Annotated in this window: 16 protein-coding genes; 3 read left to right on the top strand and 13 right to left on the bottom strand. The window is 37.3% G+C overall.

What is annotated here, in order from left to right; all coding sequences use genetic code 11:
- Positions 1-257: 257 nt before the first annotated feature.
- From GZA11_RS11085 to GZA11_RS11050, 8 genes are read right to left on the bottom strand one after another with little or no spacing between them, the layout of a single operon-like run.
- The gene (locus GZA11_RS11085) at positions 258-1,013 is read right to left on the bottom strand and encodes a class I SAM-dependent DNA methyltransferase (protein WP_038536305.1); all 756 of its coding nucleotides are present in this window, start codon (positions 1,011-1,013) and stop codon (positions 258-260) included.
- The gene (gene rsfS / locus GZA11_RS11080) at positions 1,010-1,357 is read right to left on the bottom strand and encodes a ribosome silencing factor (RefSeq protein ID WP_144242957.1); all 348 of its coding nucleotides are present in this window, start codon (positions 1,355-1,357) and stop codon (positions 1,010-1,012) included. Before rsfS ends, GZA11_RS11085 begins: the two co-directional genes overlap by 4 nt.
- Positions 1,358-1,360: 3 nt before the next feature.
- Positions 1,361-1,927: a bis(5'-nucleosyl)-tetraphosphatase (symmetrical) YqeK gene (yqeK, locus tag GZA11_RS11075; RefSeq protein ID WP_038536310.1), complete on the bottom strand. Its 567-nt coding sequence runs from the start codon at positions 1,925-1,927 to the stop codon at positions 1,361-1,363.
- Complete coding sequence (locus tag GZA11_RS11070; RefSeq protein ID WP_038536313.1) at positions 1,917-2,486, bottom strand: nicotinate-nucleotide adenylyltransferase; 570 nt, start codon at positions 2,484-2,486, stop codon at positions 1,917-1,919. The genes yqeK and GZA11_RS11070 overlap by 11 nt, the downstream gene beginning before the upstream one ends.
- Positions 2,487-2,505: 19 nt before the next feature.
- On the bottom strand, positions 2,506-2,796 hold the full coding sequence (gene yhbY, locus GZA11_RS11065; RefSeq protein ID WP_038536315.1) for a ribosome assembly RNA-binding protein YhbY: 291 nt from the start codon (positions 2,794-2,796) through the stop codon (positions 2,506-2,508).
- Complete coding sequence (gene aroE, locus GZA11_RS11060; RefSeq protein ID WP_038536318.1) at positions 2,790-3,629, bottom strand: shikimate dehydrogenase; 840 nt, start codon at positions 3,627-3,629, stop codon at positions 2,790-2,792. The genes yhbY and aroE overlap by 7 nt, the downstream gene beginning before the upstream one ends.
- A gap of 28 nt (positions 3,630-3,657) precedes the next feature.
- Positions 3,658-4,773, bottom strand: coding sequence for a ribosome biogenesis GTPase YqeH (gene yqeH, locus GZA11_RS11055; RefSeq protein ID WP_038536321.1), 1,116 nt, complete (start codon positions 4,771-4,773; stop codon positions 3,658-3,660).
- Positions 4,774-4,777: 4 nt separating this feature from the next.
- The gene (locus GZA11_RS11050) at positions 4,778-5,293 is read right to left on the bottom strand and encodes a YqeG family HAD IIIA-type phosphatase (RefSeq protein WP_038536324.1); all 516 of its coding nucleotides are present in this window, start codon (positions 5,291-5,293) and stop codon (positions 4,778-4,780) included.
- A gap of 457 nt (positions 5,294-5,750) precedes the next feature.
- Between GZA11_RS11050 and sda the strand changes: the two genes are divergently transcribed.
- Positions 5,751-5,891 carry a sporulation histidine kinase inhibitor Sda gene (gene sda, locus GZA11_RS11045; RefSeq protein ID WP_038536326.1) on the top strand — a complete coding sequence of 47 codons (141 nt, stop codon included), beginning with the start codon at positions 5,751-5,753 and terminating at the stop codon, positions 5,889-5,891.
- 75 nt (positions 5,892-5,966) lie between these two features.
- Here sda and GZA11_RS11040 read toward each other — a convergent pair whose 3' ends face one another.
- A complete protein-coding gene (locus GZA11_RS11040; RefSeq protein WP_038536327.1) occupies positions 5,967-6,749 on the bottom strand; it encodes a phosphatidylserine decarboxylase in 783 nt (260 codons plus the stop codon).
- Between the two features lie 132 nt (positions 6,750-6,881).
- Between GZA11_RS11040 and pssA the strand changes: the two genes are divergently transcribed.
- The gene (pssA, locus tag GZA11_RS11035; protein ID WP_038536329.1) at positions 6,882-7,421 is read left to right on the top strand and encodes a CDP-diacylglycerol--serine O-phosphatidyltransferase; all 540 of its coding nucleotides are present in this window, start codon (positions 6,882-6,884) and stop codon (positions 7,419-7,421) included.
- Positions 7,422-7,608: 187 nt separating this feature from the next.
- Positions 7,609-8,325 (top strand): RNA polymerase sporulation sigma factor SigK, encoded by a 717-nt coding sequence (gene sigK, locus GZA11_RS11030; RefSeq protein ID WP_038536332.1) that lies wholly within the window; start codon positions 7,609-7,611, stop codon positions 8,323-8,325.
- Between the two features lie 792 nt (positions 8,326-9,117).
- Here the strand turns inward: sigK and GZA11_RS11025 are convergent.
- From GZA11_RS11025 to GZA11_RS11010, 4 genes are all read right to left on the bottom strand, one after another.
- Positions 9,118-10,086, bottom strand: coding sequence for a F510_1955 family glycosylhydrolase (locus GZA11_RS11025; RefSeq protein WP_235924984.1), 969 nt, complete (start codon positions 10,084-10,086; stop codon positions 9,118-9,120).
- A 633-nt stretch (positions 10,087-10,719) separates the two neighbouring features.
- On the bottom strand, positions 10,720-10,860 hold the full coding sequence (locus GZA11_RS11020; RefSeq protein WP_081905058.1) for a YrzI family small protein: 141 nt from the start codon (positions 10,858-10,860) through the stop codon (positions 10,720-10,722).
- Between the two features lie 495 nt (positions 10,861-11,355).
- The gene (locus GZA11_RS11015) at positions 11,356-12,489 is read right to left on the bottom strand and encodes a bifunctional cystathionine gamma-lyase/homocysteine desulfhydrase (protein WP_038536335.1); all 1,134 of its coding nucleotides are present in this window, start codon (positions 12,487-12,489) and stop codon (positions 11,356-11,358) included.
- Positions 12,490-13,413, bottom strand: coding sequence for a PLP-dependent cysteine synthase family protein (locus tag GZA11_RS11010; RefSeq protein WP_038536337.1), 924 nt, complete (start codon positions 13,411-13,413; stop codon positions 12,490-12,492).
- Positions 13,414-13,471 lie beyond the last annotated feature (58 nt).

Raw genomic sequence — 13,471 nt, 5'->3', positions numbered from 1 at the left:
TTACTCTGTATCACCTTCGGCAGAAAGGGCTTTGTTTTGTCATGCAAACTCACCCAGTGATACCTAGCCTCATATGAAGTTCGTGTTCCTCAGACCGGAAGTTTGCCGCTCGCTTCCTTCAGATTCCGCGTCACCACGGACACCCTTGCGTTAAGCTAACTGCTACTTCTGCCTTCGCAGCTCGGGACTTTCACCCTATAGATTACACCCATGCCGGGCGCACATTAAAGAAGCCATCTTTTTCAAAAAGATGGCTTCTATTCTTTTCTTGCGATAAAAAAGATTCGTTCAGAATACTGCTGAGGGGGACTATCTTCAAAATCCGCGTTTATTTCTTGCACTTGAAAGCCTGCTTCGGTTAACCAGCCAGAATATTGCTGAACTGTGAAAGTTCGCTGAACGTGAAATTCATCATAGCGATCATACTTTCCTGTTCCTTCATCCAAAACAAAAAAGGTAAGCTCATGCTCAACACAATTTGAATACTCACCAGGAAAACTATTCCAAATATATGAGATTTTCTCTTCATTCAATGCAAATGTTTCATTCATAAATACTTGGGTAATTTTATAAATGGAATGAACATCAAAAATAAACAGTCCACCCGGCTTTAGGTGCTGGAATACTTTAGCAAAGGTATCTCGGACCTCTTGCTCAGACTCCAGATAATTTAAGGAGTCACAAAAAATCCCCACTACATCAAATAGTCCCAATCCCTCTAATTCCGCCATATTTTGCTGAAAAAATGGGATTGAGAAACCATTCTTTTCACCTTTTGCTTGGGCTACCGCAAGCATATCTGCTGATAAATCAACGCCGGTTACTTGGAAGCCTTCTTTGGCAAAACGAACCGATAACTCTCCTGTTCCACAGGCGAGATCAAGCAAGCTTAGCGGCTGCCTGTTTAGTTGATATTTCTTCAACTTCCTCTTGACAAATTGAACCCATTTATCATATGGGGCGTCTTTCATGAGTTCATCATATAAATAGGCAAATTGTTTGTATGAGCTCATGAATTCAACTCACTCATCACATCTACTTTTGGAGCATCTCCCCATAGCCGTTCCAGATTATAATAGCTTCGCTCATCACGATGGAATACGTGGGCAACAACATCCCCCAAATCAATTAAAACCCACCTTGCTTCATCAAAGCCTTCCATTCTTTTTACATCATAGCCATGTTCAAGGGCTTTCTCCCGTATTTCTCTAGCAATGGCCTGTACTTGCTTATCAGAATTACCATGGCAAATGATAAAATAATCAGCAATCAAGGAAATCCCCTTCATGTTTAGGGCAATAATATCTTCTGCCCGTTTGTCATCAGCAGCTTTTACCGCAATTTTGAGTAATTCCATCAATCAAGCCTCCTGTTTTTTTATTAAATCATTATACATATGAAAGGTTTCAGGATAAACGCGTTGATTTTTTTTCATTAAAAAGTTAATCGTATTTTGAACAGATTTTATCAATGCTCTATCCAAACTTTCCTTTGCAAGTTCCCTGACTTCATCTACTCCTGGAAATTGTCTACCCGGTTCTATATAGTCTGCCAAATAAATAATTTTTTCAAGCAAAGTCATACCAGGTCTCCCTGAGGTATGATAACGGATAGCATCCAGCACTTCCTTGTCAGTAATTCCAGCTTCCTTTTCCACTAGGTATGCCCCAACAGGCGCATGCCATAGTTCTGCATTGTATTCCAGTAAATCTTGGGGAAATGAGTGCGATTTAATAATTTCACGCATTTCCTCTTTCGGACGGAATTTTGCATAATCATGAAAAATGGCTGCCAATTCAGCCTTTTTTTCATCTGCTCCATACAACCTTGCTAACGAAATAGCCGTTTCCATGACACCCAATGTATGCTGATATCGATGCTCGGTTAGTTGTACTTTAACAATTTTTAGTGCTTCTTCACGTTCCATATAAATGATTCTCCTCAATATAATCAATGACCAGTTCAGGTAATAAATACTTTACTGTTTTACCAGTGTTCAATCTTTCTCTAATCATACTTGATGAAACATCAAATAAAGGCACGTCTACATAGAGAATAGGATAATCTGTTTGATGATTATAGGACGGGCGCCTCACACCAACAAATTGAACTAGTTTAATTAATTCTTCAATTTTATGCCATTTTGGCAGATATTCAATCATATCCGCACCAATAATGAAGAAAAATTGGTATCCTTCATATTTTTCATGCAGGATCTTCATTGTATCATACGTGTAGGAAGGACCTTCTCTTTCAAGTTCCAAAGGCTGAATATGAAAAGCTTTGTTATCTTTAATTGCCCGTTCTAGCATTTCAAGCCGATTTTCATTACTTGCAGAACCTGATTTCATTTTATGAGGTGGCTCTTGATTAGGCATGAACCAAACCTCATCAAGATTTAATGAGGATTGAACTTCATTTGCAATGAGTAAATGTCCGTTATGCGGTGGGTCAAATGTTCCACCTAAAATTCCAATCCTCTTCATACCCGTAACCTCCCAGTTTTTACGGCAAAATAATTTGCTTATTTTCCACTGATTCCTTATAAAGTACAATCGTATTACCAATTATTTGCACAATTTCTGCTTTTGTACCTTCCGCAAGCTGCTGTGCCACTACATTTTTATCCTCATCACAGTTTTGCAAGACACTCACTTTTAAAAGCTCTCTCGCCTCAAGTGCATCTGCAATTTGTTTTATCATGTTTTCATTTACTCCGCCTTTACCCACTTGAAAAATCGGATCTAAATGATGGGCTTTAGAACGTAAAAACCTTTTTTGTTTACCTGTTAACATGTATGACCTCCAAGTTGTCTTAATACATTTTCTCTCATTCGTTTTACATCAGGAAAAATACCTGTCCATATTTCAAACGCAAGTGCTCCTTGATAAACGAACATTTCAATTCCATTTTGAATTTGTGCACCATGTTGTTTCGCCATTTGTAAAAACTTTGTTTCCAAAGGATTGTATATAATATCACAAACCATAGACTCCTTTTTTATCTCATTTACAGAAATCGGCAGTTCAGATGTATTTGGCGACATTCCGATGGATGTTGTTTGTACAATTAGATCGTATTCAACCAACTGTTTTCCCGCTTCTTCCAGCGAATAAGCATGGGAGACTACCGAATATGGACACTCTTTTATAAGGCTTAAGGCATTATTTGGCGTTCGATTAGCAATATCGAGCGTTAAAGGCTTTTCTTTAGCTAAAGTAAAATAAATGGCTCTAGCCGCTCCACCAGCTCCGATCACTAGAACCTTTTTTCCTTTTATTGATGGATAGCAAGCTGTTAATCCTTTGAGAAAACCTGGTCCGTCTGTATTATAGCCAATCAGTTTTCCTCCTTGATTGACCACCGTATTAACGGCCCCTATGCTTTTAGCTAAAGGATCTACTTCATCAAGGAAGGGAATAATGGAACTTTTATGTGGCACCGTCACATTAAATCCCCCTACCCCGATGGCTCTTAAGCCTTTAACTGCATCTTCCAGATCTTCAGCGCGAACCTGAAACGGAAGATAATGCGCATCAATTTGATAATATGAAAATAAATCATTATGCATTAATGGAGACATGGAATGTCCAATTGGGTTCCCTAAAACGGCAAATAGCTTTTTCACTTTTTCTCCCCACCCAAGATTCATTGATTTATATTAACGATTTTCGAATCATTGCTTGGACTCCTTTTGGAACATAGGCAATTAATTTTGCACCAGGTTCATTTACTGTAATCCATCCAAGTCCTGAGAATACAATATCCGTTTTTGCTTCTTTGACAATGAACTCTTGCTTTACAAATTCCGGAAAAGAATCGATATGTTCCTTCCTCGGCGGCGTCAACATATCACCGACATGTTTTTTGTAAAGCTCATCTGCATTTTCTGTTTTTGTACGATGAATATGTAACTCATTCGAAAAATAACATACAAAGGACCTTCTTGGGGACGAGCCTCCATTCACATAATCAAACCGAGCCAAACCGCCGAAAAATAAAGTTTGTCCTTCATTTAATTGAAAAACCTTTGGCTTAATTTCTTTTTTTGGCGTAATTAACTTTAAATCCTTTTTATCCACAAAGTGGGCCATTTGATGATGGTTAATAATACCTGGAGTATCTATTAAAGATTTTTCGTCATCAAGAGGTATTTTAATAATGTCTAGTGTTGTCCCCGGAAAATGAGAAGTAGTAATAATATCTCCTTCTCCAGTCACTTCTTTAATAATTCTATTAATAAAGGACGACTTTCCTACATTTGTACAACCTACAACATAAACATCTTTTCCATCTCTAATTTCATCAATAGCCGCAGCAGTTTCTTTAATATTCCATCCTTTTGCAGCACTAACAAGAAAAACTTCCTCCGGCCTTAATCCAAGTTCTCTTGACTGTTGTTTCATCCAGTTGATCAATTTGTTATGTTTTACTGATTTAGGCAATAGGTCGACTTTATTACCAACAAGAATTACTTTGTTATGCCCAACAAATCGATGTAGTCCTGGTAGCCAGCTACCGTTAAAATCAAAAATATCGACGATCATAACAATTAAAGCATCTGTTTTTCCAAGTCCATTTAATATTTTTAAGAAATCATCGTCAGTTAAACTAACATCTTGAACTTCATTATAATGCTTTAATCGAAAGCATCTTTGACAAATAATTGTTTCTTTTTCTAATGCGGAGGATGGGGCATATCCTAGTCCCTCTGGGTTTTCCGTTTGAACCTTTACTCCGCAGCCGATACAAATATGATGTTGGTCAGTCACTACATTACTCCTCCCATTGTAATAATCCTTTTTTCTTGAACCAATTCATAATCCTCCGTTCTACAAAACGGTTAAATTTAGTAAAAAAACCATCAGTTTGAGCAACTGGGACTACTAATATAGTATGAAATCCAGAGCGGTTTCCTCCAAGTACATCAGTCAATAGCTGATCCCCAATGACTACAGCTTCCTCTTTTTTTATTCCCATTTGGAATAGGGCTTTGTTAAAAGCTCTGCTTAGAGGTTTTCTGGCTTGAAAAATATAAGGAATATCAAGTGGAGCAGCAAATGCTTTCACCCTGTCTTCATTATTATTAGAAACAATAGTGACCAGAATCTGATGTTTTTTCATCTCTTCAAACCATTGAATCAGTGCAGGTGTAGCACTAGGACGATCCCATTCAACCAAAGTATTGTCCAAATCTGTAATAATTCCTTTTATTCCTCTAGATTTTAATTGTTCCGGTTTTATATCAAGAATACTTTTTACATGTTCATCCGGTAAAAATTGTTTTAACACTTATGGACACCTCATTAATGGACTTCTCTTTACTTGTACAATCATAACCAATTTCAATCTATGTTTCAAAAGAAATGTGGAAGCATTTTTAGTGAAATATACTATTATTATTGTTTTCAATTTTCGACAATACATGAAATTCCAAATACATAACTCTCTCCAATATTTACGACTTACTTAGAAAAATCCCCATTTACAAAAAATATTTTTCGACAAACATCTACTCTATTGACACTTGTGGATAAAATTATTAACATTATACCCATTGAATCCTGTGCTTTTCCATAGTTTGTGAACAATATAATCACAGGTTATCCACTGGAAGATGTGGATATTTAGAACAGTTGTTCTACAGGAATAAATTTGGTAGATTTAGGTTACACCAATTGAACGTATCATTATATGAGTCCTTTATACACCTTAGAACACTTTATTATAATCGGAGGTGGAAATTGACGTGCGCAGACTGTCCGACGAATTATTAATTGAATCTTATTTTAAAGCAAGGGAACTTAACTTAAGCCCTGAATTTATCAGCCTGATTGAATCTGAAATTCGCCGTCGTTCTCTTATCACCAAAATAAAAAAATCATCTTAACCATCTCTCGCCCTATAAAAAGGGCTTTTCTTTTTCTTAGTTTAAAAAACGGTGTGAATGCACGCCTCGGTTCCTTTATTTTCGATGAAGAACCCCTATTTTTTCTCCTACCTTGAGTTCTCTTGGCATATTCAGACTTTCTGGATTAAAAATATTTCTCTCGAACAACAGTACTACCGTAGAACCAAATGTAAAGTAGGCCATTTCTTCACCTTTTTCTAATAACGAGCCCTTATGGATAGTTTCGATGGAATTGACAAACATAGCGCCGACCTTCACAATTGCCACATGTCCAAACTCTGTCTCAACCTCGGTAATAACCCGATAATTTTTTGCCAACGTTCTAACACCATATTTTAAGCCCCATTTATTCACAGGGTATGATTTTCGGCCAAGTGTCCACTGTTTTTTAACCGTGCCGGAAACCGGACTATGGATGCGATGATAGTGGCTTGGACTTAAATAAAGAATTAAATAAGATCCATGTAAATATTTTTCCATTACTTGCCGATCACCAAGCATCTCTTCGACCGAATAAGTTTTACCTTTGACGATCATTTCGCTATTTTCACTTATTGTCCCCATGTCTTCAAGAACAGCATCAACAGGACTGACAACCGTGTTATACGATTTATCAATGGTTCTGGCTTCCTTTTTAAGCTTTCTAATGAACAGTTCATGGAGGGTCTGAAACTCATGAAGCTCTTTTTCCATCTCTGCTTTGTTTATACGGTAAACTCTTACGAAGGATGGAACTATGAATCGGCTGGACCTAGATTTGGCGAATCTTTTTAACAAGGCGGATGACCATTTTCCATTCGTTAACTCAATCAATAGTCGGTATAGTATTTGTATCATTGGAACAGTCCTCCCAAATAGTGTAAAAATACTCTTTACGAACAGACATAAAAACACTAAAATTAAATATTATAGTGTAAAATGCTAGAAAATATATTCCTTTGGCTAAAGAAAAGGAGTGATATACCAATAATGTTTTTATTAGATGTCTTAGATCAGACTATCAAAAAATTAAAATCTCAAACAGCCAATGTTATTACTTTAATGAACTTATCATTAGGTGGATTTGCCATCATTTTTGGTATCCATGGAAATCTTCGGCTAAGCTTGTTGCTTATTTTTATTGCTGCACTTGCCGACCGGTTTGACGGTATGATTGCACGTAAATTTAATATTGAATCAGAGCTTGGGAAACAATTGGATTCCATGAGTGATATTATATCATTTGGTGTAGCTCCCGCACTATTACTTTATCAAGGTATTCTGTATGAATTTGGTGGACCGGGTTTATTTTTCACTGTTTTTTATATTGGTTGCGGTGCCTTTAGACTTGCTCGATTTAACATTACAGAAAGTAACGGCTACTTTACTGGTTTACCAATCACTGCCGCAGGATGTTTAGCCACTTTAAGCTACTTGGCCATTCCTTATATCCCATCTCATACTTTCTTATTTATCATCATCATACTTTCATTCCTTATGGTCAGTACTTTTAAAATTAGAAAAGTATAAACTTCAAAACTTTACTCTTCCCAATATGATTCATTTCAAAGTGACTTACTTTTGCAACAGAAAAGTAAGTCATTTTATTATCCTATTACTTCATATTATTTTATTTGTTCTGGACAGACACAATTTCCCGTTTTATTCATACGAATTAATTATAGGCTAAAGTCCAATTAGAACGGGGTGGATAAGGATGTCTGGAATCTTAACGGCTCTTGGATATTTAATTAAAGAGTTTTTATTTCTTGTTTCATTCGTAAAGAATAATGCTTTCCCCCAACCCCTATCCGCTGCTGATGAACGTAAGTATTTAAAATTAATGGCAGAAGGGGATCCCCATGCACGAAATATGCTCATTGAACACAATTTACGACTTGTTGCACATATCGTGAAAAAATTTGAAAATACAGGAGAAGATTCAGAAGATTTGATTTCCATCGGGACAATTGGATTAATTAAAGCAATAGAAAGCTATTCCGAGGGGAAAGGAACAAAGTTAGCCACCTATGCGGCAAGATGTATTGAAAACGAAATACTTATGCACCTCCGAGCATTAAAGAAAACAAAAAAAGATGTTTCCTTACACGATCCGATAGGCCAGGATAAAGAAGGTAATGAAATTTCCTTAATTGATGTTTTAAAATCTGAATCAGAGGATGTTATCGATACCATACAGCTAAACATGGAACTTGAGAAAATTAAAAAATATATTGAAGTCCTTGACAGCAGGGAAAAAGAAGTTATAATTAGTCGCTTTGGCCTCGATTTACAGAAAGAAAAAACTCAGCGGGAAATCGCAAAAGAACTAGGGATTTCACGTAGCTATGTTTCAAGAATTGAAAAACGTGCATTAATGAAAATGTTTCATGAATTTTACCGAGCGGAAAAAGAAAAAAAGAAGAAAAGTTAATAGAAAAGCGGAAGCGCCCTGGTTAGCGGCGTATGACCTCCTCCCAAAAGCTATCGCTTTCGGTCGTGCGATGTCAATGCTGACGAAGCCTTCCTTGTGGTGGTCTCTGACTGAGATAAAGGAAACACGTAGAGCGAAAGCGATTCGATGTTGACTTATCGTAGGGAGGAGACCGAAGGCGTCTCGCCGCTAGGGCGCTGGAGCTAGACATTTCTCAAAGTCAAATATATATTTTCTTATCTTACTGGAAAAGCGGAAGCCACCTGCTCAGCGGCGTATGGCCTCCTCCCAAAAGCTATCGCTTTCGGTCGTGCGATGTCAATGCTGACGAAGCCTTCCTTGTGGTGGTCTCTGACTGAGATAAAGGAAACACGTAGAGCGAAAGCGATTCGATGTTGACTTATCGTAGGGAGGAGACCGAAGGCGTCTCGCCGCTAGGGCACTGGAGCTAGACATTTCTCGAAGTCAAATATATATTTTCTTATCTTACTGGAAAAGCGGAAGCCACCTGCTCAGCAGCGTATGGCCTCCTCCCAAAAGCTACCGCTTTCGGTCGTGCGATGATGATGCTGACGAAGCCTTCCTTATGGTGCTCTTCAACTGAGATAAAGGAAACACGAAGAGTGAAAGCGATTCGATGTTAACTTATCGTAGGATGAAGAGTGAAGGACACTAGCTGCTAGGGGCAGGAGCTAAACACTTTTAAAGGCAAAAAAAGGCATGAATCCAGTACAATACTGAACTCATGCCTTGGCTACAGCCTAATTTTCCGTATCTTACATGTTCGATTCATTACTTCTGCTCTTTTTTACCGTTATTCAACAGTTGATTCCATGTTTTCCCACCATCAGATGATTCATATAAATCATTTTTATAAGTTGTAAATGCCATTTGATTTTGATTTTTAGGATTAATAGATAAGTAAGTTATTGGATTATCGTAATCAAGGTATGGAATGGATAGAGAGACTTGTTCTTTTGTTAAAGGATTCATTTTTTTTAATAAGATTTTTTCATTTTCAACACTTGAATAAAGAATCCAGTCCCCCGAAAATGTTAATGCTGTGACCATTAAGGGATCTGTAACAAGCTTCATAGTGTTCCCGTTATCATTCGAATAATAAATCCCTGTGCGGGTAGCCATTGCCATAATATCCCCGTTTTTTGGCTGTACCGCAATCATCCCCATTGAATCGGCACGAAAATCCTTGAACTCACTTTTTTTCCATGTCTTCCCTTTATCTTTAGAATAGTTCACACCTGCACTCAGGCCTTGTTTTGGCTTTTCACTTATGACATATATTGTCTCACCAGAATAATCTGCAGCCATGAAGGCAAAATTCGTTTCTCCATAGAAGGCTAATTTTTCAAGGGTCTCCCCTTTATTTTCACTTAGAACTAAACCAAGAGGATCTTTAAGGCCTGTCCCATTTTGTGGATGTCCGCTCGAAATAAAACCATTTTCCAATGCCTGAAATCCCATAAATTTATGAGTATTGACCGTTGTTTCTGTCCATTGACCCTGCTTATACATTTTCAAACCGTCATTTGTGGCCAAGTATAGGGCATTATCATTACCAGGATACCCCAACCCAAAGATTCGGCTAATGTTTAAAGAGTTTGATTCTTTAATATCAAACTTCGGTAGAGCCACATTTTTTTCTTGTTCTTTTTGGAGATCTTCGCTCTTATTAGAACAACCGGTAGTCACGGTAATGAGTAATATGAAAAACATTAACCAAAAATATTTTAGATCCTTCAATGAATACTTCCTCCTAAAAATGCCTTATCCCTCCAACTTATACTCTTTTATAGAGAAATTGTCAAATATTTGGCATAATAATATACTAAGGAATGTCATTTTGATCAAAATGTCAACTCCTACCATAATGTCATAATTGATTATTTAAAAAAACAGAAGTAATAGGCATTAAAAAAGCATCAATCCACAATAGACTGGATCAATGCTTTTTATTAGGCTAGAAATATTATGTCAACATTGAATAGGCGCTAAGCAAGGTGCTTACGCTTTTCTATTTACACTTCAGCACTAATCTCAGCTGAAATAACACATCCAATTGCACCTGTAATAATGAAAGCCATCGCAATCATAAACATGGTCTCCACCCCTTAGATAATCCTATTTCTAAATACAATTTATCATATAAAAACCGTTATTATCTTTAGGAATTTTGAACATTATGTTAACATTTTGGATGCTTTATTCTTAGATAATAAAATCAGCGTTAATAGTAATTTTTCATCAGCTAATCCGACATTCACATGACTAAGTAGTATCCTTCAAATCCCAAATATCTGCTCCTCGTTTTTGTATGAAAAAAATCATTTTTCTATCCCCTTTCTTTGCAATAATTTGATCATTTCGTTTAAAACATTACATGATCCGGTACATCGATATTTGGCGGTCTTTGTTTTTCTCGTAGATTTGCTCGACCATTTCCTGTCTAACTGCCTCTTCAAGACTTACTTCACGCCTTTTCACAGTGATGGTGAAAAATAAAATATTTAAGGTCATTTTTAAACACCTCCTTTTAACAACATCTTCAATTTATGCAAAACATATCCATTTAGCGAGTAAAAAAGGCATAAAAAAGCCGCAAGAAGTCATCCCCTTGCGGCCATATCAGAAAATCTGACACAAAAAAGCCACAGGGCACCATTCTCCCTGCGGCATGGATATGTAAGCATATAATAAAAATTAAGCAATCCATTCCAATCTGGTCGAATGTGTGTTATTAAAATATAAAGTTTTCATTGCACTTGTATAAATTAATAACATTACCTTCAACCCCCTTGGAATTTTTTACTTACTAAGGTAAGTATATCCACAATGATAAAATTTGTAAACCATTTTTTCAGAAATTTTTTAAGAAATGAAAAACCCGCTACCTCTTCTTCGAATGTTTTTTCCACACAAAATCAAGGAAAATACACGTTAAATGATAGGTACATAATTAAAGGTAACAGAGACAAATGAAAGTTTCACATGGTCCCTGTTACCTTTTACTCGTTATTCTAGTGCTTGAGTTAAATCTTCAATTAGGTCTTGAACATCTTCAAGTCCTACTGAGATACGAATGAGTCCGTCACTGATTCCAAGTTCTGCTCTTCTTTCAGCAGGTATGGAAGCATGGGTCATTCTTGCCGGTACGGAAATTAGGCTTTCAACCGCCCCTAAACTTTCAGCCAAAGTAAAATATTTTATTTTACTTAGAACTTGGTCGGCAATTTCTGCACTTCCAACATCAAAAGAGACCATACCGCCAAAGCCTCTTGCCTGTTTCTTGGCAATATCATGGTTCGGGTGTGTTTCCAATCCCGGATAGTACACCTTTTTCACCTTCGGATGCCCTTGGAGGAATTCTACAATCGCCTTCGTATTCGCTTCTGTTTCTTCCATTCGAATTCCGAGTGTCTTTATTCCTCTAATCAGTAACCATGAATCTTGCGGTCCTAAAACTCCTCCTGTGGAATTTTGGATAAAATGAAGATCTTGAGCAAGCTTGTCGCTATTAACTACAACCAGCCCGGCTACCACATCACTGTGTCCCCCAATATATTTTGTAGCACTATGAAGGACGATATCTGCGCCCAATTCAATTGGATTTTGCCAATATGGAGTTGAAAAAGTGTTATCAACAATTGTTAACAGATTATGTTCTTTTGCCAATTTAGATGCCGCTTCAATATCCGTAACTTTTAACAATGGATTTGTCGGAGTTTCCAAGTAAATAGCTTTTGTATTAGGCCTGATTTGACTCTTGATATTTTCTATATTACTCGTATCAACAAATGTTGACTCAATTCCAAAACGATTAAGCACCTTTGTCATCACACGGTATGTACCACCGTATACATCATCCGTCAGAATCACATGGTCACCGCTGTTAAACAACATGATTACTGCAGTAATAGCCGCCATTCCAGAACCAAAGGCGAAACCGGCAGTACCACCCTCAATATCTTTAATCAGCTCCTCCAACGCATGCCTTGTTGGATTCCCTGTTCTTGAATACTCAAATCCCTTATGGCCGCCAACACCCTCCTGCTTATATGTGCTGACCTGATATATAGGGAAAGACACTGCACCAGTTGCCGGATCTTCACTGATACCACCATGAATCAATTTCGTTTTTCTTCTCATTTATATCCCACCTTCAAAAATCTTTTTGCTTAAGTAACGCTCACTACCATCAGGGAATACCACTACAATATTAGTACCTGATTTAGCTGTCTCAGCCTCTTTTAATGCTGCATAAAAAGCGGCACCTGAAGAACTACCCACAAGCAGACCTTCCTTAGCGGCAAGTTCTTTTACATAAAAGAAAGCATCTTTATCCAAAACAGTATGGATGGCATCAAAATAGGAAGGATCCATAAATGGGGGCAAAAATTCCATTCCAATACCTTCTGTTTTATGCGGACCTGGCTCCCCACCATTTAAAATGGAACCTTCAGGCTCCACGATAACCGTTTTGATCTCCTTGTTTTGCTCTTTTAAATAGCGGGCCGTACCCATAAATGTACCACCTGACCCAGCACCGGCCACAAATATATGAAGTTGCCCATCCAACTGTTCCCATAGTTCCGGACCAAGTGTTTTATAATAAGTTTCTGGATTAGCTGGATTTGCAAATTGTTGTGGACAATAGGAACCAGGAATTTCTTGAAGAAGCTCCTTTGCTTTCTCAATGGCACCTTTGATTCCTTTTTCCGTTGGTGTATGGACAATTTTGGCGCCAAGAGCTTTCATAATTTCCTGCTTTTCCATACTAAACTTTTCCGGAATACAGAAAATTACCTGTATTCCTTTATTTATAGCGGCAAGTGCCAAGCCTATACCTGTATTTCCTGCAGTTGGTTCAATAATGGTTCCACCTTTTTTCAATTTACCACTAGCAAATGCTTCATGTAGCAATTCCATACCAAGCCGGTCTTTGACACTTCCACCCGGATTCATAAATTCCAGTTTTGCGAATAAGCGAACGCCTTCAGGTAAAGAAAACTGAGTAATTTCAACTAATGGTGTATGCCCAATTAATTCGTGGACGTTTTTATAAACCTTCATTTTTTCACTCCTATTAGGCCGTTGATTTGCACTTTAATCAACAATGGACATATTTAGA

The sequence above is a fragment of the Neobacillus sedimentimangrovi genome, from assembly GCF_010614825.1.
GTDB classification, from domain to species: Bacteria; Bacillota; Bacilli; order Bacillales; family Cytobacillaceae; genus Neobacillus; species Neobacillus thermocopriae.
The sequence above is the reverse complement of the archived record's forward strand: the minus strand, read 5'-3'. Positions and strand labels throughout refer to the sequence as shown.